We start from the raw sequence: 25,037 nt of genomic DNA, 5'->3' as shown, positions 1-25,037 counted from the left end.
GTTACAAGGACATGCTCTAAAAAGCATGTCGAATGGGACAGGCGAGGCGGCGCCGGGTGGCGGCGGTCGAGGTCGTCGGGCCGACACCCAGGATTGCGTCGCGGGGTCGGTGCGTCGCCGGTCTCCCTCGACCTCGCCGACAGACGTCCGAAGCCAAAGCTGCGACCGGGCGACGTCGCGAGGATGACGCGGGTATCATGGGCCCATGGTCGCTGTTCGCCTGCCCTCGGCCGCCGTCATGCTCCTCGCCTGCGCGTGTGCGCGTCCCCAGGCGACGCCGCAGCCGTTCGTGCCCGCGGAGTGGCAGCAGGCGTGTTTGGTCGACGACACGGGTTTGCGCCGCTCGTCCGGGCGCACGCTCGAGTTCCGGCCCGCGCCCGGCCGCGCGACGCTGACCGCCAGCCATCGCTGGGGGGAGGTCGAGCCGCGGATCGGCGAGCTGCTGATCGAGCTGCCGAAGGCCCGCGAGGGCGAGGCCGAGGTCCACGGGGGCTCGAGGGCGGTCTACACGGAGAGCCTCCAGGTCGGGTCCGCCGTGTGGCGGCTGCAGGGCCAGGTCCGCTGGCGCGATCTCGAGGACGGTCGTGCCGAGCTCGCGCTGGATCTGGTGATGAAGGGGACGGACCACAAAGTCAGCGGGACTCTGGTCGTCCGCCGAGTGCAACACGCGCGCGAATGCTTCTGAGTCAGGAGCAGGAGCTCGACGCGGGTTCGGTGCGCTGTCAGGGCAACTTGTCGCCGCGGGCCGGCGGGCGGCGCTGGTGCAGCCAGCCGCGGTAGGCCTGCATGCGCGCGTGCTGGTCGGCGGGGGCGCGGAAGCTGCAGGTGGCGAGCTCGTCGCTGCCTTCGGGGGCGCCCCAGCGCAGCTCGGGGCAATCGTTGGGGTTGTAGGCGCGCTCCAGGGCTTCCTCGCGGTCGGCGAGGTCGCGCAGGGTGAGGGTCCACGGGCTGCCGTCGCTGCGGGTGTAGGTGATCGCGTACTGCGGGTCGCGCAGCAGGACGTCGAGCTCCTCGGCGAGGGCGCGGGCGCGGGCCTCGGGGTCGCCGCCCGTGACGTAGAGGGCGGGTCGCTCGCGCACGCGGTCGGGCAGGCCGCGGACGACGTCGAGGGCGGCGAGCAGGCGGAGGTCGCGGCCGGGGGTCGAGTGGCTCTCCCACGCGCCGGTGGCCTCGAACACCTGCCAGCCCTTGGGCATGGCGATCGCCCGCTTGCGGTCGCGCGAGAACTCGGCGGCGCGATCGATCGGCCCGACGCGGTCGCGCGCGAGCGCGGCGAAGGCCGCGACGGCCTCGCGCTGCTGCCGGGAGGCGTCCCACGGCGGCGGCTCGAGGAGCGCGCGGACGGCGTCGTAAAAGGCGGTGCCGGCCAATTCGGCGTGGCCGGTCCAGATGTCCCCGAGGTCAGGTGCGCCGGCGATCGCGGCGTCGCCGAGCTGGACGAGGCCGCCGCCGGGCTGGCGCACGACGGGGCGGAATTGCTTGAAGCCGACGCCGCCGTGGGCGCGCTCGGTGCTCCACAAGAACTCGCCCTCCCAGAACTCGCGGCGGACGATGCCGCCGTCGGGCTGGCCGTCGACGGCCAGCAGGGCGCCCGGGCGGCCGTCCTGCGCGGGCACGAGGTCGACGACGAAGAAGACGTGGCCGTAGGGGTCGGCGTAGACGGCCCCGGGGCGCAGGCCGCGGTGGGTGAGGCGCGCGGGGTAGAGGTCGGAGGCGGAGTCGCCGACGGCGGTGCGCGTGTTGCCGGCGTGGACGCCCCAGCCGAGGTTGCGGTGGACGAATCGCTGGACCCGCGCGAGCTCGGTGGCCGGCATGGTGAAGCCGGGGCCGGGCGCGAGGTTGGTGCGCGCGTCGCCGCAGCGCGGGGCCTTGCCGTCGCCGCCGCGCTGGCACTTGCGATAGGCGAACGGGAGCCGGCGCTTCCACGACCAGTAGGCGCGCACGACGTAGGGCAGGTCGGCGCCGTCGGGGCGCAGGCGCAGGCCGACCGGATTGTCGAGCCGATCTTCCTGCAGGCCGAGCGCGTCGTGGAGGAGGTTGCGTGCGGGATCGCCGGTGGCGACGTCGAGGCGGGCCAGGCCGGGCGCGTCGCCCGGCGCGGCGGCGAACAGCTCGCGCACCCAGGCGCTGTAGAGCGCCTCCTCGGCGGCGGTCCAGGCCCGCTCGACGGCCCAGGCGCGGCCCTTGGCGGCGAACGGGGGGCGCTGCGGCGGCTCGGTGAGGACCTGTAATTTGGAGCAGGTCACTGCGGCGCCGTCGCGCACGACCGCGAAGGTGTACTCGCCGGCGGCGGCGGGGGTGAAGCCGGCGACCGCAGAGGACGGGGTGCCGAGGTGCACGCGGGCATCGAGGGCCTCGGCGAGCGCGCCGTCGCCGGCGAGGACGTGCAGGCCGAGGGCGACGTCGTCGTCGAGGGTGGCGGCGAAGATCTGCAGGGGCTCGCCGGCCAGCGGGGTGAATGGCGCGACCAGGAGACCGATCGCGGGATCGTCGGCCTCGGGGCAATGAATGGTGGCACCGGCGAGCGCGGGCGGTACGACGGCGGGCGGCGGGGGCTCGGCGGGAGGATCGACGGGTGGGGGATCGGGGGGCGGTGGTTCGGGCGGCGGGTCGACCGGATCGGCGGGCGGAACGACGAGCTCGGCGACCTCGGAGGTCGGCTCGTCGCCGCGGTTGAAGCGGGAGGCGACTACGCCGAGGAAGGCCAGAGCGGCGAGCACGACGCCGAGCCACAGCCAGCGATCGCGGGCGCTCGGGGCCATGCGGAGCGGCGGGAGGCTGGGCAGCGGGAGGTTGGTGGGCAGGACCGGCGCGGGCGCGGGCTTGACGGGGGCCGGCTGGGTGACTGCGAGGCCCATCGGCAAGAGGGTCGGGAGGTCGTGGAGCGCGCCCGACTCGGGTGTGCCGGGCGAGGACGATGAGATGTCCCTGGGGACAGGTGGCTCGCTCGCCGGCGGCTCGCGGCGCTCGGCCTCGGCGACGAGGGTGCGATCGAGCGGCGAGACGGGGGCGCCTGGCTCGGGGAACAGGTTGGGCAGGGAGCGCCGCGGGGCCTCGACGAGGGGCCGCTCGACGAGGGGGCGGTCGAGGATGACCGTGATGGGAGCGCCGGGCTCGGGGATCAGGTTGGGCAGCGCACGCCGCGGACGCGGGCCGCTCGGGGACTCGAACTCGAGGGCGTCGAGGGCAGGGACGAGGGCGGGCGAGGACTGGGCGCTCGAGGGCTCGCGGCGGGCGAGCAAGGTGGGGACGGCGTGGGTGCTCGAGGGCTCGCGCCGCGCGGCGAACAGCGGGGCAGAACCCTCGCGCCGGCGCGGGCCGGGGACGGTGGCGTCCAGCAGCAGGACGGAGAGCTCGGGCACGAGCGAGGGGGCCTCGGCGCGCGAGAGGTCGGGCTCGGGCGGGGTGAGCAGGCCGAGGTCGGGCAGGACGGCGGGGACGAGAGGCGGGGCAGGGTCGACCGGCGTGGGGGGCGAGGGGGCGAAGACGACGCGAGCGGCTGGCGCGGGGCTGGTGGCAGTGGCAGCGCCGGGGCGATTGGCGAGACCGATGGCGGCGAGGGTGCCGGGCGGGATGAACGGTCGCGGGTACGGATTGGTGATCGGGGGGAGCGGTCCGGGCGGGCCGGGTTTGGCGACCACCAGGGGGAGGTGCGGAGGGATCCACGCCGCCGGCTGGCCGATCGACAGGGCCGGGAACTCGGAGAGCGGGAGGGTGAGGCTGGGTCCCGATGAGGCGGGGGAGAGAGGGGTGGAGCGAGGTTGGTCGTGGCTCGGTTCGACGGCGGAGGGGCGGTCGCGGGACGAATCACCAGAGTCGCGATTGGCGAGAGCGGCGAGTGAGTCGTCAGAGGAGGTCAGGGTGGATTCGTCTTTCGCGGGGGCGGGGTGCGCGGAATCGGGGCGGGAGGCGTAGCGAGCAGGGCCGGGCGACGCGGGGTCGCGATGGGCGGGAGCGGCGGGCGATGCGTCGGATGCGGTCGGGATTGATTCGCCGGCTCGCGGTGCTGGCGCGGAGTGGGGCGATGAATCGGGACGGGAGGAACCGCGAGCAGGGCTGGGCGACGAGGATTCGCGATGGGCGGGAGCGGCGGGCGATGCGCCGGATGCGGTCGGGGTTGATTCGCCGGCGCGCGGAGCCGAGGCAGAGGCGGGGTGGCGCGCGGAATCGGGGCGGGATGACCCGCGAGCGGGGCCGGGCGACTCATCGAGAGACGGCGAGGTCGGGCGAGTGGATTCGCCGAAGGACCTCGGGGGGGAATCGAGCGACGCAGTGGCGGGGTGGGGACGGGAGGTCGGGCGAGGGGCGGATGAAGGACGGGCCGCAGGGAGGGATGGCGAATGCGGGGAGTCGGGGGAGAGAGAGGTGGGGTGGGGGCGGGAGGATTCGCTGGAGGACTTCGGCCGCGGCTCGAGGGAGGGAGAGGTGGGGTGGGGGCGGGAGGATTCGCCGGAGGACTTCGGGGAGGAGCCGAGGGAGGGAGAGGCGGGTTGCGGGCGGGACGGGGCGCGCGAGGAGCCGGCCGAGGCCGGGCGAGGCAGGGGGCGGATGGTGGGGCGCGATTCGGGGCGCGCGGCGGGCTCGCGCGGGGCAGAGCGGCGAGAGTCGTCGGCGACGGCCTCGTCGCCGAGGGGCGCGGTGGCGGCGGAGGTGGGGTCGTTCAGCGGGATCGAGAGGATCAGCGGACCGTCGTGGACGGGCTGCGGCGGGGCGCTCAATCGATACAGCGGAGCGGCGTCCTCGAGGGCGGGCAACATCGGCGGCCCGACCAGCAAGGGCGGGTCGGAGGAGCGGTGCCGTGAATCACTCACGATCGATTGATCGGGCTGCGGGGCAGCGAGCGTCGATTCGGCGATGGGCGCAGGCGGGCCGGCAGACACGCCGCGATCGCGGGGGATTCGTCGGACTCGTCGTCGTCGGTGACGATGGGGGAAAACTCGCGGCGCTGGGGCGGAGGAGGCGGCGTGGAGGGTTCATCGTCATCGTCAGGCTCGAGGACGGCCAGCGAGGTGAGCGACTCGGCGGGCGACGGGTCCGGCGCGCGAGCAGCCCGGGCGAGGATGGCGAGCGGCGAGGAGTCGGGATGGGGCTCGCCGGAGTCGCGGGGCTCGAGGCCGGTGACGGCGGTGAACGAGTCGGCCGGGTCGATGGGGCGCGGCGAGGGGGCGCTGCCAGAGTCGTGCGGATCGAGGACGGCGAAGGCGGTGAGCGAGTCTGCCGGGTCGAGGCGCTGGGATCCAGTTGCGTGGCGGAGGTCGGGAGTGCGGGGGTGGACGCCGGACGTGTCGGGCTCGACTTCTTCGGCGATCGCGGAGAGAGAATCGGCGGGGTCGAGCTCGCGGGAGAACTGGTGTGATTGCGGGACGGACTCAGCGGGAGCGGGCTCGGAGAGAGGCGATTGCGGAGCGGAGAGGGAATCGGCAGAGTCGGGCTCGGAGAGGGGGCGCAATTGCGGGGCGGAGAGGGAATCGGCGGGGTCGAGGTCGGAGAGGTGACGCGATTGCAGGTAGGTGAGAGAATCGGCGGGGTCGAGCTCGGCGGAGGCGAGAGGGGGCGATTGGAGGGCCGCGAGGGAATCGGCGGGGTCGGGCTCGGCGGGGAGGGGGCGCGAGTGCAGGGCGGCGAGGGCAGCGAGAGAATCGGCGGGGTCGATGGACTCCGAGGCAGGGCGGAAGCCGCCCGAGTCCTGGGTCCCGAGGTTGGCCAGCGAGGTGAGCGAATCTCCTGGCTTCGGAGCTCGATTCTCGGTGGCGTAATTCGGGGGGGCGGCCGAGAAGGGCAGCGAGGGGTCGGCCTCGCGGGAAGATGATGCGGCGGCTTCGCTAGGGGGGGAATCCGGCGAGGGGGAAGGGGGCTCGGGAGCGGCAGCGTCGGCGGCCTGGATGCGGTCGGGGGCGGGAGCCGTGATTTCTTTCGCGGGCGGTGCTTCGGCGCGGGGGCGCGTGTCCGAGGTCGGCGTCGCGGGCTCGGAATTGTCGCGTGCTTCGACGGCGTCGAGCTCGAGGGCGCCGAGGGCGCGAGTCAGCGAGTCCTGCGGATCGGGTGAGGGATCGGAGTCGGCGGCGAGAGGGGTGGCGTCGAGCTCGAGCGGGGAGGAGTGGTGGGCCGGCGAGGGCGAGGTGACTTCGAGGGTGTCGAAGGCTCGAGTCAGTGAGTCCTGCGGATCGGGTGAGGGCTCGGAGTCGGCGGCGAGAGGGGGGACGTCGAGCTCGAGCGGGCGGGAATCACTGTGCTCGTCGGGAGAGGAGGGGTCGGCCGGCGAGGCTTCGAGGGTGTCGAGGGCGGGAGTCAGAGAGTCCTGCGGATCGGGTGAGGGCTCGGAGTCGGCGGCGAGAGGGGGGGCGTCGAGCTCGAGCGGGCGGGAATCACTGTGCTCGTCGGGAGAGGATGGGTCGGCCGGCGAGGCTTCGAGGGTGTCGAGGGCGCGGGTCAGCGAGTCCTCGGGGGCGAGCGTCGTGGTGGTGAGGGCGGCGCGGCTGGTGCGGAGGGTCGTGGTGTCGAGAGGGCGCAGATAGCCGGCGGAGTGGAGGGGCTGGGCGGCCGTGCGGGTATCGAGCGAGGGGGGCGCGCGGGGAGGTTCGGCGTCGGAGGAGACGTCGAGGGCGTCGAGGGCTCGCGTGAGCGAATCTTCGCGGCCGCGAGGCGGTGGGAAGATGCGCGAGGAGGGAGCGACGTGCTCCGGAGTGCCGGCGCGGGGCGAGGCGGTATCTGAGCCGGAGCTTGAAGCTTCGGCGGAGGCGGCGAGGGGCGTCGCTGGCGGCTCGCGGTCGCTGGGCGGTGAAGCGTGGGACTCGAAGGCTCGAGAATCGGCGCGGTCGAGGGGCGGAAGATCTGCGAGCGGGGGTGAATCGGTGCGCTCGACGGTCGGAACGGGGAGGGACTGGAGCGGGGGTGATTCTTCGTGGCCGCCGGTCGCGTGAGGCTGGGCGGCGGAGGGATGTTCGGCGATGTCCAGCTCGTCGAGGGCTCGCGTCAGGGAGTCTTCCCGGTCGTGGCGAGTGTCGAGGAGATGCGGAGCGTGGGAGGTGTCGAGAGATTGCGGGGGGGCGGAGGCATCGAGGCGGTGCGATGCGTCGAGGGCGTCGCTGGATCGCGCAGCGTCGCGAGTATCGAGAGATTGCGGAGCGTCGCCAGTGCCGAGAGATGGGGGGGCGTCGGGAGATTGCGGAGCGTCGCTGGTGTCGAGGAGGGGCGAGGCGCCGCTGTGAGGCGAATCGGTGTGATGCGCGGACGCGCCGAGCCGGGCATCCTGAGCCGGGTCGGTGACGGAGCGCGGTTCGGCCTCGAGCGCGTCGAGGGCGAGGGTCAGCGAATCCTCTCCACGCGAAGGGATGTCGGCCGCTCCGGGCTCGTCGGGAAGTGGAAGATCGATCGAGGTCTCCGCCGATGCGTGGCCGGAGCCGCTGATGTGGGCCTCGCCGGTGAAGGGGGCGGCGTCGACGACCGCGAGGGGTTGAGAGGGCTCTTGCTCGGGGCCGGAGAGGATCGAGGCGGCGCGGGCGGTGTCGGCTGCGGCGAAGGTGGAGAGTTCGGTCGAGTCGAGCTCGATCGTCAGCGAGTCCTCGGGGAGCGGGACGTGCGGGAGGGCGTGCGCGGACGCTGCGGCGAAGGTCGCAGAGTCGTGCGGGTCGAGCACGAGCGGGGTGGCGTCGTCGAACTCGAGGGCGTTGAGCGGGGCGAGGGCGTCGTCGAGCTCTCGGGCCGAGAAGGGACCGCTCGGCGGCTCCGATGCTTCGGCGACCGGGCGCGGTGACTCGCTGCGGCGCGGCGAAGGGTCGAAGAACTGGAGGTCGGGCAGGTCGATGGCGTGGGGCTCGGCCTCGGACGGCGAGGATGCGGCGGGCAGAGGGGCCGCGGGCTCGAGGAAAGGTTTGTCGTCGACGGCGACGACAAGCTGGGTCGAGAGCGAGGGGGCGGCGAGATCGGGAGAATCGAGGGAGCCGTCACGTGAGACGGGAGAGGCGTCGTCGCGGGCGGCGGAGAGCGGGGAAGAGACGTCGCTGGCGGGGGCGAGCGAGGAATGAGAGGAAGCGTCGCGCGAGGATTCGTCGCGGGCGGCGGAGCGCGAATGATAGGGGGAGGTGTCGCCCGCGGGATGGGCCTCGGCGGAGAGCGAGGAATGAGAAGAGGCTTCGCGGGAGGATGGGTCGCTGGCGGAGAGCTCGGAGTGAGAATCCGCGTCGCGGGAGGCAGTGTCGCCCTCGGTGGCGAGCGAGGAATGGGGGGAGGTCTCGACCGCGGCGGCGAGGGGAGAGGCGTCGCGGGACGAAGCGTCGCTGGTGGGGATCGAGGAATCGGGGGGAGCGGCTAGCGAGGAGGCGTCTCTGGCGGAGAGCGGGGAATCAGAGGAAGTGGCGCTGACGGCGGAGAGCGAAACGTCGCTGGCGGCGGAGAGCGGAGAATGTGCGGAGGCGTCGTCCGCGGAGGAGGAGGAGGCGGCTGGCGAGGCAGCGGCGCTGGAGGAGAGCGGGGAATGGGGGGAGTCGTCGTCCGCGGCGGCGAGCGAGGAATGGGGGGAGGCGGCTGGCGAGGCAGCGTCGCTGGCGGAGAGCGGAGAATGATGGGAGGCGTCGTCCGCGGCAGCGAGCGAAGAATGGGTCGAGGCGACTCGAGAGGATGCGTCGCTGGCGGAGGGCGGGGAGGAGGTGTCGTCCGCGGCAGCGAGCGAGGCATGGGCCGGGACGACTCGAGGGGACGCGTCGCTGGCGGAGAGCGGAGAATGAGGGGCGTCGCCCGCGGCGGAGAGCGAGGCATGGGCCGGGACGACTCGCGGGGACGCGTCGCTGGCGGGGAGCGGGGAGTGAGGGGAGGCGTCGCCCGCGGCGGTGAGTGAGGCCTGGGCTGCGACGATTCGAGAGGAAGTGTCGCTGGCGGGGAGCGGGGAGTGAGGGGAGGCGTCGCCCGCGGGGAGTGGAGAATTGGGGGAAGCGTCGCCTGCGGCGGAGAGCGGGGAATGGGGAGAGGCGTCGCTGGCGGAATGGGGGGAGGCGTCGCGCGAGACGGGAGGTGCTGGTGTCGCGGGCGGGGCCAGGCGCGAGAGGGTGGCGTCGCCCGAGGCATCGAGGGCCTGGCGGGCGAGCTCGTCGGGGTTTTGCGCGGGGGCGCCGTCGTCGCCGCCGGCGAGCGCTGGCGGGAGTTCGATGAACGAGGACTCCCACAGGCGAATGCCGTACTTGCGGCCCAGGGGGATGATGTCGCTGCGGATCCACGCGATCGCGCGGTCGAGGGCGGCGCGGCTGCCGAACAGGCGGCTGCGCGCGAGCTCGCGGCCGTTGACGGCGGAGATGGCGAAGCGAAGCTCGTCGGCGGCGACGCGGTAGCACACCGGATCGCCGGCGCCCTTGAGCAAGCTGCGAATGCCGTGATCGCGGGCCTTGGGCGTGCTGTACCCGTGGCTGAAGAGGAGGGCCTCGCCGCGCTCGTCATTCAAATGAAAGTAGTGATGGCCGTCCTCGGCCTTGAAGGCCTCGAATCCGGCGACGCCCGAGGTCGATCTGCGGGTCAGGTCGTAACCCGATTCGGCGACCTTGCGGCGGGTGCGGGCGCCCGCGTACTCCTTCGCCTCGATCGGGGCCAGCCGCACGAGCTGGGCGATCGCGGCGTCACACTCGGCCTCGCTCGCCAGCCACGGGCTGCGCGCGATCTCCCGGCCGTTGCGGGCGGTCAACACGAAGTACCGCCGCCCCTCGGCCTCGCGGCGATCGTAGCGCCGCGGATCGGCGGCGGCGCCGAGGACCGATTCGACCTGCTCGTCGCGCGCGAACCGGGTGGTGAAGCCGCGCAGGTAGAGCAGGACCTCGCCGCGCTCGCCGTGGACGTGGGCGGTGAAGAGGCCGTCGCTGGCGCGGTTCAGCAGCTCGAGGCCGGGCTTCTTGGCCGTCGTGCAAGCCGCGAGGTCGTAGCGGACGGCGACCTGGATCGTGTCGACCGGCCTGGCGCCGCTCTTCTGCGGCCTGGCGAGGTTGATGACGCGGAAGCGCTCGCCGGTGGCGGCCCAGCGCTGCATCTCGGCGAGGCCGGCGTCGGCCTCGGCGGGGCTGGGGCAGGCGATCCCGCGGGCCAGGAGCTCGCCGTCCTCGCCGCGCAAGGTGAAGTGATAGCTGTCGCCGTCGACCTGCAAGGAGGCGTCGACGCCCTCGCGCAGGCTGGCGATGACGGCCTCGATCGCGCGCTGCACCGCGGCCTGATCGCGGAACTCGACGCTGGTCAGGCCGACGCGCTCGCCCTCGAGGACGACCTGGAACGCGAGCGCGTCGCGCGACTGCTGGACGACACGGAAGTACACGAGGCTGGCTCCCGCGGTGACCGGCGCCCGGTGCGGCGGCAGGCCGGAGCACTGCCAATCTATCACGGGCACCCACGGCGCGGCGCGCACGATCGCGGGGTGCGAGGGGTGCGAGATCGTAGGCCGCGCAGGCACCGAGATAGGGCCGATCGGACGGATCCGCGCGCGCTTTGCGAGGCTCACAGACCCCACCGCTGCGAGTCGGTGTGCGCGCAAGGAGATGTCCCTCGGGACAGACCTGCAGAGTCGTCGATCATGGCGAAGCGAGAGATGATGGGCCGCGCCCGATCTGTTAGCATTCGCCGCGTCACGGACGCCGCTCGCGTCGCGCACGCCATGAACCGGCGCGCGATGAGATGTGTGAATGGACAGGTCAATCGTGCGGGCGGTGAGGGACGGCGGCGAGATGGCCGGAGGGGCAGGTCGATCGCAAGGGCGAGATGGCCGGAGGGACAGGTCGAGCATGCGGGGAGTATTGCGAGGCGAGGGGGCGACGGCCGGAGGGGACTCGCGCGAGCGGCGGGGTGCCGAGGCGATGCCGCCGGCGGGAGACTGAGATGAGACGAGTCGGGGCGATGCAGCCGAGAGATGTCCGAAGGGGCATGTTCGAGCTCGGTTCGCAGAATTCAGCGGCTTCTCGGCGGCTTCTCGGAGCTGGCCGGAGGGGCAGGTCGCACGTGGCCGCGACGAGGTCGGGGTGACGGGCCGGCGGTTCGCCTCGTACGCCGACACGGCGAGGGTCGACGACGCGACGCTGCGGGCGGTGGCGCAGGACGGGGCGGCGGAGGACCGGGCGCTGGCGTGCTGGCGGCTGATGACGCGGGGGCAGGCGTTGACCACGATCGGGGCGGGCGGCCCCGACGCAGGTCATCGGCGGCTGCTCCTGCTCAACTTCGCGGTGGCGCGGGAGGTGGAGCTGCTCGCGGCGGTGGCCCAATTCGACCCCGAGCCGGCGATCCGGCGCGAGGCGTTGGGCTGGCTGATCCGCGTGGCGCCCTCGCCCGTGTCGGCGATGTTGCGAGTGCGCATGGCGGCTGGGGAGGAGCCCGATCTGGCGCTCGAGCTCGTGGAGGCGAACCCCCAGTTCGCCTGGGACGCGCTGGCGGCGGAGCTCGAGTCGCGGCTCTCCGCCGCCGACGTGGCGACGCGCGCCCGAGCGAGCGATCGCCTGTTCGAGGTGGGCGACGCGGTGCCGCCGGTGCTCCGCCGCGCGGTCGAGGCCAAGGTCAACGCGGTGCTGCAGCGCTCGATGTTGTCGCGCTGGGCGCGGTCGGCCGATCACGCGGCGCTGATCGAGGCGCTGACAGCGTGGGAGCGCGGACGCGAGGCGATCGTGCAGGCGCTGGTGGAGGCGGGCCGTAGCTATCCGTTCGAGATGTTGGCGCCGGTGGCGGCCGCGGGCGATGCTGCGGCGGTGGCGGAGCTGCTCGGGCCGCCGTACTCGCCGACGGCCGGGGCCTGGCTTTTGGGGCAGGTGAAGGCGGCGCTGGATCGCGCTGACCGAACTGGACGATGATGCTGGAGCGCTGGGCCCGCTCGGAGCACCACGCGTCGTTGCTCGCCGCGGGGCTCGGACCGGCGAGGGATCTCGTTTCGCCGCCGCTGCCGTGGTCGGAGGCCCTGTCGGCGCTGGAGAACGCGCTGCCGCGGTGGTCGGCGGTGCTGGGGGCGTTGACGACAGCGGGACGCAGAGCTCCGTGGGAGGCGCTGCAACCGATCGCCGAAGTCCTGGCGACGGAGTACGTGGAGCCGTCCCAGCTCGAGGACTCACAGGTCGTGGTGGCGCTGATCTGCCTGTCCGAGCGACCCCTGGTCCCGGCGGCGCGTCGCTGGCTGGTGGTGATGGAAGACCGCTCGCGGCTGTTCTCCGGCGATGGGTGGGCGGTGCGCGAGGCGCTCGAGTCGGTGCCGGCCGGCGATCTCGAGGCCGACGAGCTCGAGCTGTTGCGGATCTTCCGCGAGCAGGAGCGCGAGCTCGCGGATGGGTGAGCGAGCGGGGCTGCGCGGCGGGGTGAATTTGTGAAAGGATGCGGGCCGTGGATCCGCATCGACTGTTCACAATCTTCAATAGCGCGGCGCTGGCCGGCTGGGTGCTGCTGTGGCTGGCGCCCCGGGCTCGCGTGACGCAGCGGCTGGTTTACAGCGGGCTGTTCTCGCTGCTGCTGGCGGCGATCTACCTGGCGATCCTGCTGCCGCACCTCGAGCTCGACGCGTTCCGCGACGGCGGTTCGCTCGAGGGGGTGCTCCGGCAGTTCCAGAAGCCGTGGTTCATGCTGGCCGGGTGGGTGCATTACCTGGCGTTCGACCTGTGGATCGGGGCGTGGATCGGGCGCGACGCGGCGGCGCGCGATTGCCCGCGCCTGCTGGTGGTGCCGTGCCAGGTGCTGACCCTGCTGCTCGGGCCCGTCGGGCTGCTGCTGTACGTGGCGCTGGTGCGCCGGGCGCTGCCGTCCGGGCGGCCGTGAGCCGCCTCCGGCCGGCGTTTGTGGCCCGTAGGCGAGCGTGGCGCGAAATCACGCTCCGCTCGCGCGGCGGGGGCTGGCGAGGGTGAGCGGGCCCGCGAGGGCGGGCGCGTCCACTTCGGCGCGCGGCGCTTATGATCCGCCGATCATGACTCACCTGCGATCCTCGTTCTCCTGTTCGTGTCTCGCGTCGCTGGCGGCGCTGATGGTGCTGGCCTGCGGCGACGCCGGGTCGGCGACGACCGACGACGCCAGCTCGACGGGCACGACGACGACGACCGAGGCCGCGACGACCGAGGCGACGCCGACGACGACCGAGGCGACGACGACGGAGACGAGCACGACGAGCGAGGACCCGACCACCGGCGAGCCGCTCCCGCCGGCGGAGGTGCCCGAGGGCTGCAACCCGATCGCGTACGCGGCCGACTGCATGCTGCCGTACCCGTCGGACTTCTTCCTGGTCGAGGACGCAGGGCTGCCGGGCGGGGTGCGCGTGGCGCTGACCGAGCAAGCTGTCCCCAAGACCATGATGGGGAAGGCGATCGACATCCTGGCGTCGCACCCGGCCGACGGCTTCTCGCATCACATGCCGATCCTGGCGCTGTTCCCGGAGGGCATCGACACGCAGAACCTGACGTTCCACAGCGACGGCGGCGATCCGACGCTGGCGGCGACCAGCCCGACGCTGCTGATCGAGGCGGACACCGGCGAGCTGGTGCCGCACTGGGTCGAGCTCGACGCGATGACGTCCGACCCGACGCGGCAGGCGCTGATCGTGCGGCCGTTCGTGCGGCTGAAGGACGGCACGCGCTACATCGTGGCGTTCCAGGGCCTGGTGGCGGGCGACGGCTCGGCGGTGGCGCCCCCGCTGGGCTTCGCGCACGTGCTGCAGGGCGACGTGGCCGGGCACCCGGTGCTGGAGCCGCTGGCGCAGCGCTACGAGGAGCAGATCTTCCCGGCGCTCGAGCAGGCCGGGGTGAGCCGCGCGGGGCTGCAGCTGGCGTGGGACTTCACGACGGCCTCGGAGGCGCGCAACGAAGACGACCTGGTGGCGATCCGCGAGGACGTGATCGCCACTCTGGGACAGAGCGGGCCGGCGGTCGAGTTCGACAACGTGATCCCCGACTACAGCGAGGAGTTCGCGCTGCGCATCGAGGGCAAGTTCGAGGTGCCTCTGTACCTCGAGGAGGACGAGCCGATGGCGCGGATCCACCGCGGCGCCGACGGCAAGCCGGCGGCCAACGGGACGATCTGGGTGCCGTTCACGCTGCAGGTGCCGAAGTCGGTGTACCCGCTCGACGCCGACTTCGAGCCGGCGCGCATCATCCAGTACGGCCACGGCTTCTTCGGCGAGCGCGAGGAGATCAACTGGAGCGCGATGCGGTCGTTCTCGACCGAGCGCAAGTTCGTCATGGTCGCGACCGACTGGGCCGGGATGGCGCTCGAGGACCAGAGCGCGGTGGTCGAGTCGATCTTCGACGACCCGTCCAGCATGTTCCTGTTCACCGACCGCCTGCACCAGGGCTTCGCCAACCAGCTGGCGCTGTCGTACGCGATCCAGACCACCCTGGCGGCCAGCGACGAGCTCAAGGCGTATGGCAAGCTGCTGTACGCGCCCGACGAGGTCTACTGGTACGGCATCTCGCAGGGCTCGATCTTCGGCCTGACGTTCATGGCGCTGTCGCCGGTGGTCGAGAAGGCGGTGCTCGACGTCGGCGGCGGGCCCTACTCGCTGATGATGACGCGCTCGGGCTCGTTCTCGATGCTGTTCGACATCGTCAAGGTGGCGATCGGCGACGAGCCGCTGGCGATCCAGAAGTTCATCGCCCTGTCGCAGCACACGTGGGACCGCGTCGACCCGCTGACCTACGCGCCGCACGTGCTGCAGCAGCCGTACGACGACAGCCCCGAGCGCAAGATCCTGTTCACGTACGGGATCGGCGATCACTCGGTCAACAACCTCGCCAGCCACCTGCTGCTGCGCGCGACCGGGATCGACCTGCTCGACCCGCCGTCGCAGCCGGTCTACGGCCTGCAGACCACACCCGCGCCGGCGGCGGGCTCGGCGGGCGTGCCCGTCGACTTCCACGTGCCGGAGCTGCCGGGCGTCGAGGCGAAGATCCCGCCGGAGCCGGCCGACGAGTACAACGTCCACGAGCTGGTCCGTCGCAACCCGAAGATCCGCGAGCAGATCGACATGTTCCTCCGGCCAGGTGGGCAGATCGAGAACTTCTGCGACGGGGCCTGCGACCCCGAGTGAACGGCGGCCGGGGCGCGCGGCTCGAAGGCGCGCGCGCGGGCTCGGCGAGGGCCCGAGTACGCACCTGTGCGGCGAGTGTCTCCGAATTGCGGGACAGTGACGCGCCCGCGTTCCCGCCGCGGGACCGGCTCGGTAGGCTGAAGCGGCCAGGGTGGAACCGGCGGCGACAGGCGACCCCAGCGAAGCCCCGACGCGGCACGAAGCCGGGTCGCCGCCGCGGGACGTCGCGGCGCCGCAGCCGTTCCGCATCGACCGCTACACGGTGATCCGCCAGCTCGGCGTCGGCGGGATGGGGGCGGTCTACCTGGCCTACGACGAGGAGCTCGACCGCTGCGTCGCGCTCAAGTGGATGCACGCCGGCGAGAACGAGGGCTCGTTCGGGCGGGCGCGGATGCTGCGCGAGGCGCAGGCGCTGGCCAAGCTGTCGCACGCGAACGTGGTCCAGGTGTACGCCGTCGGCAAGGCCGAGGACCGGGTGTTCCTGGCCATGGAGTTCTTCGACGGCCTGACCCTGAGGACATGGCAGAAGAGGCAGGTTCGGAAGTGGCGCGAGGTCCTCGCGGCCTACGTGCAGGCCGGCCGCGGGCTGGCGGCGGCGCACGCGGCCGGGCTGGTCCACCGCGACTTCAAGCCCGACAACGCGATGATCGACGCGAGCGGCCGGGTCTGCGTGGTCGACTTCGGGATCGCCCGCGCGCCGGCGCAGACGGACGACGAGGCCGGCGGGCCGCCGCGGCTGCCGCTGCCCTTGACCGACTCTGCGCGGCTGTTCGCGTCCGACGCGTCGGCGCTGTCGGGGCCGCTGACGGAGGCGGGGACGCTGCTCGGCACGCCGGCCTACATGGCGCCGGAGCAGATGATGCGCGGGCCGGCCGACGCCCGCTCGGACCAGTTCGGCTTCTGTGTGTCGCTGTGGGAGGGGCTCTACGGGGCGCGCCCGTTCGTCGGCCGCCGCGTCGAGGAGCTGGCGCCGCAGGTGTTCGCCGGCGAGCTGCGGGCCCCGCGGGGCGCGGTGCCGGCCGCGGTGGCGGCGGTGCTGCGCCGCGGGCTGTCGCTCGACCCCGACGCGCGCTTCCCCGACATGCCGGCGCTGCTGGCCGCGCTGACCGAGGCGGCCCAGCGCGGCCGCCGACGGCTGCTCGTCGCCGGGGCGCTGGCGGCGATCGCTATGGCGGCTGGCTTCGGGTACATGGCCGCGAGGACAGGTCCTGAAGGCCATGGCGAGCAGTGCCGCGCGGCCGCGGCGCTGGTGGCGGGCTGGGACGAGGACGGGCGGGCGGCCGCGCGGGCGGCGGTGCTGGCGACCGCGGCGCCGTTCGCCGCCGACGCGTGGGCGGCCGCGGCCCACCGGCTCGACGCGTACGCGGATGAACTTCGGGACATGACTGAGAGGGCATGTCTCATGCGCCATGCGGGCGGGCTGGCGCCCGAGGTCCAGGCGCTGCACGACGGCTGCCTCGAGCGCCGGCGGGCCGAGCTGCGGGCGGTCGCGGGGGTGCTGCAGGCGGCCGACGTCGACGCGGTGCGCGGGGCGGCCCAGGCGGCGGCCAGTCTGACGCCGCCGGCCCGCTGCGCCGACCTGGCGACGCTGCGAGCCGAGGCCGAGCGGGTGCCGCCGCCGCGCGAGCCGGCCCAGGTCGAGGCGGTCGCGGCGCTGCGCGACCGCCTGGCCGCGGCCAAGGCGGAGCACGACGCCGGCCGCTTCGCCACCGCCCGCGACGCCGCCCGCGCGGGGGTGGAGACTGCGGAGGCGATCGCCTACGCGCCGGCGCTGGCCGAAGCGCTGGTCCGCCACGGCACGTCGCAGGCGGCCGCCGGGGCGTACGTCGAGGCGCGCACGACCCTGCGGCGGGCCTTCGCGGTCGCCGAGGCGGCCGCGCACGACGAGGTGGCGGCCCTGGCCGCGACCCAGCTCAGCCACGTCAACGGGGTCCGCCTGCGCGAGCCGGCCGAGGCGCTGCTGTGGAGCGACGTCGCCGACGCCAAGCTGCGGCGGATCGGCGACCCGCCGACGCCGCGGTTGGCCCAGCTGGCCGCGCTCGGCCTGACCCTCGCCGACGCCGATCGCCTGGTCGAGGCGGCCGAGGTGCAGACGCGGGCGCTGGCGCTGGCCGCGACGCGCAAGCGCGAGGCGCCGCTCGACTACGTGCGCGCCGCCAACTCGCTGGCGGCCTCGCGCATCGACCAGAACCGCCTGGAGGAGGCCGAGGCGCTGCTGCGCGAGTCGCTGGCGCTGCGCCAGCAGGTGCTCGGGCAGCACCACCCCGACGTCGCGGTGGTGCTGCACAACCTCGGCCGGGTGGCGGTGGCGCGCCTCGACAACGAGGCGGCGCTGGGGCACTTCCGCCGGGCCCTGACGATCCGCGAGCGCAGCCTCGGCGCGGGGCACCCGGGGGTGGCCGAGACGCTCGGCGGCCTGGCAGTGGCCGCGTGTCAGGCCGGCCGCGACGCCGAGTGCGTGGCGCTGAACCGACGCGCGCTGGCGCTGGCCGAGGAGGCGCACGGGGCCGCCGACATGGCGCTGCTGAACCCGCTGTGCAACCTGGCGCTCGAGCTGGCGTCGCACGGCGAATTCGCGGCGGCCGAGGCCCACCTGCGCCGCGCCGAGGCGATCGTGCAAGCGCGCGGCGAGCAGGCCAGCGGGGACGCGTCGTGGGTGTTTTATAACCTCGGGCTGGTGATGCAGATGCAGGCGCGCCCGGCCGCGGCGATCGAGCCGCTGCAACAGGCGCTGGCGATCCGCGAGCGGGTGTTCGGGCCGGAGCACGTCGAGGTCGGCTTCGCCGCCAATTTCCTCGGCGAGGCGCTGGCAGCCGTCGGCCGCGACGCCGAGGCCGCGCCCCTGCTGGCCCGCAGCCGGGCGATCGTGGCCCAGAACCCGTCCGCGGGGCTCGAGATCGTGCAGGACCACCTCGCGGCCGCCCACGTCCGCTGGCGCAGCGATCGCGCCGCCGGCCGCGCCCTGGCCCGCGCCGCCGCCGACGGCCTGCCGCTCGCCGACCCCGCCGAGGTGCAGCGGCGCATCGAGGCGTGGCTGGCCGAGCACCCTGGCTGATCGGGCATGCTCGATAGGGCATGCTCCAAGAGAAATGTCCGTGAGCACATGCTCTTTCGGGCATGACTGAAAAACCATGTACTATGAGCGCGGCGGACGGCGCGGCGGGCGAGGGCGGGCCGGCGGCGGCGGGGCCGCGTGTCATGCTTGGCCGGCGGGAGTTCGAGCGTGCGCGCGGTGCGAGCAGCGTCCCAGCCAGGGCTTGCCGCCTGCTCGCGGCGGGGCGCCCGCGTCATGGCGTCGGCGGCGGCCTTCATGGGCGCGCTGGGGCTGCTCGGCTGGGCCAGCGGCAGCGTGAGGCTGCAGGCGTTCGTCTCCGGGCGGCCTCCGATCACCGCGAATTCGGCGGCCAGCCTGCTCGTGCTGGCGGCCGGGGTCCACCTGCTGACGCCGCGCGTGCTGTCGCCGCGCCGGCGCGCCGCGGGGCAGCTGTGCGGGCTGGTGGTGTTCGCAGTGGCCGCGACCACGCTGGTCTACGAGGTCAGCGGGATCGATCTGCGCGTCGACAGCCTGTTCACGCGCGCGGCCCCGTTCGCGGCGCAGCCGCAGGCGTACCGCTCGTCGGCGCTCGCGGCGCTGTGCCTGACGCTGCTGGGCAGCGGGCTGCTGCTGTTCGACGCGGCCTGGGGCCGCTGGACCCGGCCGGCCCAGGTGCCGGTGCTGACCGCGGCGGTGGTGGTCCTGGCAGTGCTCACGGGGCACGCCTACGGGGCGGAGCTGCTGTTCCGGTTCTCGCCGCAGTCGCCGCGCGGGATGTCGCTGCCGACGGCGATCGCCCAGGCGCTGCTGGCGGCGAGCATCCTGATGGCGCGACCCGAACACGGCGTGGTGGCGATCGTCACCTCGACGCGCCTCGGCGGGTCGATGGCGCGGCGGCTGCTCGCGCCGGCGCTGGCCGGGCCGGCGCTGCTCGGCTTCGTGGTGCTGGCGCTCACCTACGAGGACAGCCCCAGCCTGCCCGTGTCGCACGCGCTCCTGGCCACCGCCAGCGCCATCGTGGCCGTCGCCCTGACGCTGCTCACCGCGGCCTCGCTCAACCGCGTCGACGAGGTGCGGGCGCTGGTCAGCGAGGAGCTGCGGCTGTGGCGGGACTTCGTCCAGCAGGCCGACGACGCGATCATGGTGCGCACGCCGGAGGGCACCGTGATCGGCTGGAACCCGGCGGCGGAGCGGCTGTTCGGCTGGCGGCGCGAGGAGATCGTCGGCCGCTCGGTGCTGACTCTGGTACCGGAAGACCGCCGCCACGAGGTGTCGATGCTCGCCGAGTGCGTGGCCCGCGGCGAGCGCGTGCCGGCGTTCGAGACGGTGCGCGTGGCGAGGGACGGCACGCGCATCGAGGTGTCGCTGTCGCTGGCGTCGGTGCGCGACGGCGACGGGCGGATCGTGGGGATGGCGGCGATCATCCGCGACCTGCGCGAGCGCAAGGCTGCCGAGCGTCGCTACGCCGAGCTGTTCGAGAGCGCGTCCGACGGCATCTTCATCGCCGACCCGTCGGGGGTGGTCGAGGAGGTCAACGTGTCCGGCTGTCGCCTGCTCGGGCGCTGCCGCGGCGAGGTGATCGGGCGATCGATCCTCGAGTTCATCCCCCCCGAGGACGCCACCCGCCTGGTCGCCGCCCGCGAGGCTCTGCTCGACGGCGAGGCCCAGGTCGGCGACTGGCAGCTCGTCGCCGCCGACGGCACGCGGGTCCCCGTCGAGGCCAGCGCCGCCATCCGCGGCGGTCGCTGGCAGCTGTTCGTCCGCGACCAGCGGGCCCGCAAGGCCGCCGAGACGGCCATGGCGCGGCTCTACCGCGAGGAGGCGCTGGCCAAGGCGTGGCTGCAGGGCGTGCTCGACGGCATGCCCGAGGCGGTGCTGCTGGTCGACGCCGACGGCAACCTGTCGCACAACCAGGCCGCGCGGCGCTTCATCGCCGCCGGCGACGGCGCGCCGGGCCTCGACCTGCGCGAGCCCGACGGGGCCGCGGTCGGGTGGACCGAGCTGCCGCTGATGCGCGCGCTCCGGCGCGGCGAGCCCTGCAGCGGGCGCGAGCTGGTGGCCCACGACGCCCACTCCGGGCAGGTGCCGGTGCTGGTCAGCGCGTCGCCGCTGGCCGACGCCGGCGGCCGCCGCGTGGGGGCCGTGTCTGTCCTGCGGGACATCTCGGTGCTCAAGGAGATGGAGCGGCTGCGCGAGGAGTGGACGGCGATCGTGGCGCACGATCTGAGGCAGCCGCTCAACGTGATCGCTATGTCGACGCAGGCGCTGGCACGCACCGCGGCGATCGAGCCGGACACGACCGCGGCGCGGGCGCTCGTGCGGATCCGCGGGGCCACGGGCCGTCTGGGCCGGATGATCCGCGACCTCTACGACGCGGCCCGCCTCGACGCCCGCCGGCTGACTCTGGCGCGTGCGCCGGTCGAGCTGCGCGACCTGTTGATCGAGGTCGCGGCCCGCACCTGCGCCGACGCGGACCGGCGGATCCGCGTCCACGTGCCGCGCTCGCTGCCGCCGGTGCTGGCCGACGCCGGCCGCGTCGAGCAGGTGATGGAGAACCTGCTGGCGAACGCGCTCAAGTACGGCGACCCGGACGCCGCGGTGGAGGTGACCGCCGAGGCCGCGGAGGAGATGGTGGTGGTGTCGACGCGCAACCACGGGCCGGGGCTGGCGCCCGAGCAGCTCGCGCGCCTGTTCACCCGCTTCTACCGCGCCCGCCCCGAGGGTCGGGCCGAGGGCATCGGTCTCGGCCTCTACATCGCCCGCGGCCTGGTCGAGGCCCAGGGCGGCAAGATCTGGGCCGAGAGCGGGGTCCATGATGTCGTGTTCCGCTTCAGCTTGCCGATCGCGGGCGCGGTCAGGCCTTGAGGACATGTCGATGTGGACATGTCTTCAGGGGAATGTCTTTTTGGACATGCCCGATCGAGCATGCCCGGGCGGTCACGCGCTGCGGCGGCCGGCGAGGACCAGCCACAGGGCGGCGGTGTAGACGACGGCCTGGACGACGAGGGCGACGACGGCGGCCGGCTGCGAGGGCGAGGGGATCGCGATCATGATGGCGACCCACGCGGCGACGATCCACGCGACCTCGCGGCGGTGGCGGGCGGCGGCGGCGCGGAAGGCCAGGGCCCAGACGATCGGGATCAGCGCCTCGGGCGGGGCGAACGGGCTGCGCAGGGCGCCGAGGGCGAGCAGACCGAACCACTCGCCGAGCATGACTGCGCGGCCGTGGGGGGTGGTCGGCGTGGGGCGGCGCCAGCCCGAGACCAGGGCGACGACGAACAGGCCGAGGGTGTAGACCCACGCGAGCTGGCGGGCGAGCGCCCAGGCGTCGGCCTCGGAGCCGCTCCAGCCGGCGAGGCGCGCCTTGAACGGGATGCCGAACACGCCGAGGTTGGACATCGACGGCCGCGGCTGGCTGAGGAAGGCGAAGGTCTCGCCGCTGGCGAGGCGCGGCAGGTGGTAGCCGAGGAAGTCGTCGAACGGGCGGGTGCCGAACAGCAGCAGGGCGAGCGCGGCGTAGCCGACGGCGAACAGCGCGGTCCAGGCGGCGGCGGCGAACCGGCGCGAGGCCAGCAGCCACACGCCGAGGATGCCGGGGAAGATCTTGGCGCTGATCGTGAATGCCAGCAGGGCCGCGCCGCGGCGCGTGTGGCCCTGGACGATCCACAGCATCGCCAGCGCCGACAGGCCCATCGCCATCGGCTGGAAGTTGCCGAAGTAGGCGGTGATCAGCAGCGGCGGCGACAGGCCGACGGCGACGAGCAGGAGCCGCGCCCGCCGCTCGGCCTCGCCGCCGAGCCAGCGCGCCAGGACCAGGCTGACGGCGATGAACACCGCGGTCGTCAGCGTGAACCACAGCGCGCGGATCGCCATGAACTCGTCGGTCAGCGCCAGCATCACTCGCGGCAGCGCCAGGAACTGCGGCGGGTACTCGTAGGTGTCCATGGTCAGCGGGCCGATGTCGATCGCCGCGGGCAGCTCGGCGGCCCTCGTCTCGGGCTCGAAGCCGTAGCGGTCGTCGTAGATGTTGGCGTCGCCGCGGCGCGCCAGCTCGGCGCCGTGGACGTAGCTGGTCAGGCACGAGTGGCGCGACAGGAACTCGGCCTCGGCCAGGGCGCCCCAGCGCTGCTGCGGGTCGGCCATGAACACGCTCATGCGCCCGAACTGGAGCAGCGCCAGGGCTGCGAGCAGGCCCCACAGCGCCGCGGTGACGCGCCCGCGCGGCAGCGGGGCCCGAGCGGCGGCCAGCGGCAGGCCGACGGCAGTCAGGCCGCCGGCGATCGCGGCGGTCGCCAGCGACGACAGCGGCGCGCCGGTGGCGAACAGTAGAAGGCCGCCCGCGAGCCCGGCGGCGAGCCAGGCGACCCGCGGGCGGACGGCGGCGCGCACGAGGGCGACCGCCCACGCGAGCGCGACTGCGAGGAGGGTCGCCAGGGTGACGGGCAGGGCGGCGTGCGGCTCACCTGTCCAGGAGGACAGCAGGCGCACCAGCCCCTGGACGGCGATCGGCGCGACCAGCAGGAGCATGACCCCGCCCACCAGGAGGCGCGGGCGCGAGACCGGTTCGGACGCGGACGACATGGCGAGGGTGTACCGAAAACCTCGCGCGGGTTCAGGCGGCGAACGTCACCTGCGGCGGGGCGCCGCACGCGGAGCACCGGCCCGGCGGTGCTCGTGTGAGCCTGGTCGCAGCGTGCAGCGAACTGTCACGCCGGCCGCAGGCCCGCGAGCGAGTCCGCGAGCGAGCGGCGACCGGGCGGCTCCCGGGCCCGGGCGACGAGGAGGTGGCGACTCGGACATGTTCTAAAGAACATGCTCGATCGGGCATGCCCGAACAGACATGTCCAACGGACTCAGCCGAGCTCGCCCCAGCGGAGGATCGTGCCGTCCTCACCGCTGCTCCACAGGCTGCCGTCGTGCCAGGCGAGGGCGCGGACCTCGTCGGTGTGGGCGTGGTGGGTGGCGACGAGGGCGCCGGTGGCGACGCGGTGCTGGGTGATCGCGCCCGAGGGGAAGCCGAGGAACAGCCACACGCCGCGCTCGTCGAAGCACACGCACTTGGGCCACTGGCGCGTGCCGGCGATCTCGTGCTTCAGCTCGGTGATCACGCCGGAGGCGACGTGGACGAGCCGGGGCTGGTCGTCGCAGGCGAGGCCGACGTGGGCGCCGTCGCGGCTCAGCGCCAGCGCGCGCACCGTGTCGGCGATGCTGGCGGTCAGCAGGGGCTTGTTCTTGCCGAGGGCGACGACCGTCAGCTCGTGGCCGATCATCACCGCGGCCGCGCTGTCGCACAGGTCGATGGCGTGGAAGTAGCTGCGACCCTTGACTGTCTTGGCCCACTTCGCGGCCCCGAAGGCGCGCCACTGGGCGTGGAAGGTCGGGTCGCCGCTGTCGACCCAGGTGTGTGAGGCGACGGCCCAGGTGCCCTCGCCGGGGGTCAACGCCAGCGTGCCCGCGGCCTTCTGCACGGGGAACTGCTCGAGCGCCTCGCCGGCCGCGTCGTAGTGGGTGGCCGCGCTGCCGCCGGAGTCGTTCTCGTGGAGGACGACCAGGCGCTGGCCGTCGCGCGTGCGCAGCATGTCGTGGACGTGGCTTCGGGTCAGCATCTGCGCCGCGCCGCGCTGTAGATCGATCTCCATCACGCCGAGGTGGGTGTTGACCGGCTGCAGCGTGTGCGTCGTCAGCGAGCCGCCGTGGACCCACAGCCGGCGCGCGCCCTGGCTGTAGCCAGTCAGCCGCGCGATCGGCTCGGCCGGCTGATCGATGCGCCAGATGTCCACCGTCGCCGAGAGGTGCTGGATCGCCGCCACGTGGGTCGCGCCGGCGGCCGCCGATTGGCCGCGCCACCACGCGCCAGTGCCGTAACAACCGCCCTGCGCGGCGCTGAAGATCACGCTGCGCGCGAGCGTGTCCCACACGTACACGTGCTTCATCGGATCGTGAAAGGTGAGGTGGCGGCGATCGTGGCCGATCGAGCCGCCGCGCGCGCTCTCTCGCAGGCCCGGGAACTGCTCGAGTTTGCCGTCGACGGGGCCGAACCGCTTGCCGTCGATGCACAGGACGCCGCCGCCGGTGGCAAAGAACGGGGCGGAGAAGGTGTCGAAGATGCTGTATTCCTCGATCCGGCCGTCGGGGTGGACGAGGTACCCGCTCATGCGGCCGGCGATGTAGACGGCGCCGTCGGGGCGCACGGCCAGGGTGGAGGCGCCGTTGGCGTCCGGCGGCAGCTCGAGCTCGCGGATCTGCGCGCCCGTCTCGAGGTCGACGGTGCACAGGGTCGGCGGGGTGCCGTTGCGGCGCCATACCAGCTGGGTGCCGTCGGGCGAGAGGTTGCCGGTGAACACAAAGCCGAAGCTCGGCTCGCTGAACAGGCGGACGATCCTCCCGACCGCGGGCCAGACGCGGACGACTGCGCTGCCGCGCGAGCTGCGGACCGCGGCGACGACCGATACGCCGTCGGGGTGGGCGGTCATCCACTCGACGCTGCCGCCGAGGTCGAGCGTGGCGCGCGGGGGCGTGGGCGCGGCCGGGTCGTGCAGGCTGAGCTCGCGGCTGCCGCCCACGACCAGCGCGCCGCCGGCGAGGAACGCCAGCGCGTGCGGCTTGCCGGCGAAGATCTGCAGGACCGGCGCGCCGGAGTCGGGCTCGCGGCGAAGGATGGGAGCGGGGTCGATCGATAGCCAGGACATACGGGGGTAGATGACGGCATAGCAGCGCGGACGGGCGGCTTACAAGCGCGAGGCGAAAGGCCACGCGGACCCCGCGGGGCGAGGTGACCCGAGAGACATGTGATTTGATGGAATGTCCGCATAGACATGTCCCTTGGAGCACATTTAGCCGAACGGGAAGATCCGGGGCGCGCTCCGTCGGAGCGCGATGGCCCGGAGGTCCGTGTTCCGGGGGTCCATGCGGCCCCGGGCCTCGATCGTGTTCCGCCGCGGGGGCCGGCGAGCGAGATGTCCGAACGAGCATGCCCGATAGGGCATGTTCTATAAG

General features: G+C 73.7%; 11 protein-coding genes. 7 read left to right on the top strand and 4 right to left on the bottom strand.

The annotated features are described in order from the left end of the window. The first annotated feature begins 205 nt into the window (after nt 1-205). Nucleotides 206-685, top strand: a complete 480-nt coding sequence (locus OV090_RS16250; RefSeq protein WP_267704581.1) for a hypothetical protein — start codon at nt 206-208, stop codon at nt 683-685. Between the two features lie 37 nt (nt 686-722). On the opposite strand, the gene OV090_RS16245 is transcribed toward OV090_RS16250, so the two are convergent. After that, a complete protein-coding gene (locus OV090_RS16245; RefSeq protein ID WP_267704580.1) occupies nt 723-3,641 on the bottom strand; it encodes a hypothetical protein in 2,919 nt (972 codons plus the stop codon). A 1,166-nt stretch (nt 3,642-4,807) separates the two neighbouring features. Beyond that, a complete protein-coding gene (locus OV090_RS16240; protein ID WP_267704579.1) occupies nt 4,808-10,750 on the bottom strand; it encodes a DUF1508 domain-containing protein in 5,943 nt (1,980 codons plus the stop codon). Between the two features lie 232 nt (nt 10,751-10,982). On the opposite strand from OV090_RS16240, the gene OV090_RS16235 reads away from it, so the two are divergent. From OV090_RS16235 to OV090_RS16205, 6 genes are all read left to right on the top strand, one after another. Then, nucleotides 10,983-11,801 carry a hypothetical protein gene (locus OV090_RS16235; protein WP_267704578.1) on the top strand — a complete coding sequence of 273 codons (819 nt, stop codon included), beginning with the start codon at nt 10,983-10,985 and terminating at the stop codon, nt 11,799-11,801. Continuing rightward, entirely contained in the window at nt 11,798-12,274 is a 477-nt protein-coding gene (locus tag OV090_RS16230) for a hypothetical protein (protein ID WP_267704577.1), read from the top strand. The genes OV090_RS16235 and OV090_RS16230 overlap by 4 nt, the downstream gene beginning before the upstream one ends. Before the next feature lie 47 nt (nt 12,275-12,321). Continuing rightward, complete coding sequence (locus OV090_RS16225; RefSeq protein ID WP_267704576.1) at nt 12,322-12,750, top strand: ABA4-like family protein; 429 nt, start codon at nt 12,322-12,324, stop codon at nt 12,748-12,750. 145 nt (nt 12,751-12,895) lie between these two features. Then, nucleotides 12,896-15,007: a hypothetical protein gene (locus OV090_RS16220; protein WP_267704575.1), complete on the top strand. Its 2,112-nt coding sequence runs from the start codon at nt 12,896-12,898 to the stop codon at nt 15,005-15,007. Nucleotides 15,008-15,158: 151 nt separating this feature from the next. Next, nucleotides 15,159-18,062, top strand: a complete 2,904-nt coding sequence (locus OV090_RS50690) for a serine/threonine-protein kinase (RefSeq protein ID WP_267745312.1) — start codon at nt 15,159-15,161, stop codon at nt 18,060-18,062. Nucleotides 18,063-18,296: 234 nt separating this feature from the next. Further along, nucleotides 18,297-20,906 (top strand): PAS domain S-box protein, encoded by a 2,610-nt coding sequence (locus tag OV090_RS16205; RefSeq protein ID WP_267704574.1) that lies wholly within the window; start codon nt 18,297-18,299, stop codon nt 20,904-20,906. Between the two features lie 72 nt (nt 20,907-20,978). On the opposite strand, the gene OV090_RS16200 is transcribed toward OV090_RS16205, so the two are convergent. Next, nucleotides 20,979-22,622, bottom strand: coding sequence for a glycosyltransferase family 87 protein (locus tag OV090_RS16200; protein WP_267704573.1), 1,644 nt, complete (start codon nt 22,620-22,622; stop codon nt 20,979-20,981). Between the two features lie 272 nt (nt 22,623-22,894). Further along, nucleotides 22,895-24,730 (bottom strand): hypothetical protein, encoded by a 1,836-nt coding sequence (locus OV090_RS16195; RefSeq protein ID WP_267704572.1) that lies wholly within the window; start codon nt 24,728-24,730, stop codon nt 22,895-22,897. Nucleotides 24,731-25,037: the final 307 nt, after the last annotated feature.

The organism is Nannocystis sp. RBIL2, from assembly GCF_026626745.1.
GTDB lineage: Bacteria > Myxococcota_A > Polyangia > Nannocystales > Nannocystaceae > Nannocystis.
The sequence above is the reverse complement of the archived record's forward strand: the minus strand, read 5'-3'. Positions and strand labels throughout refer to the sequence as shown.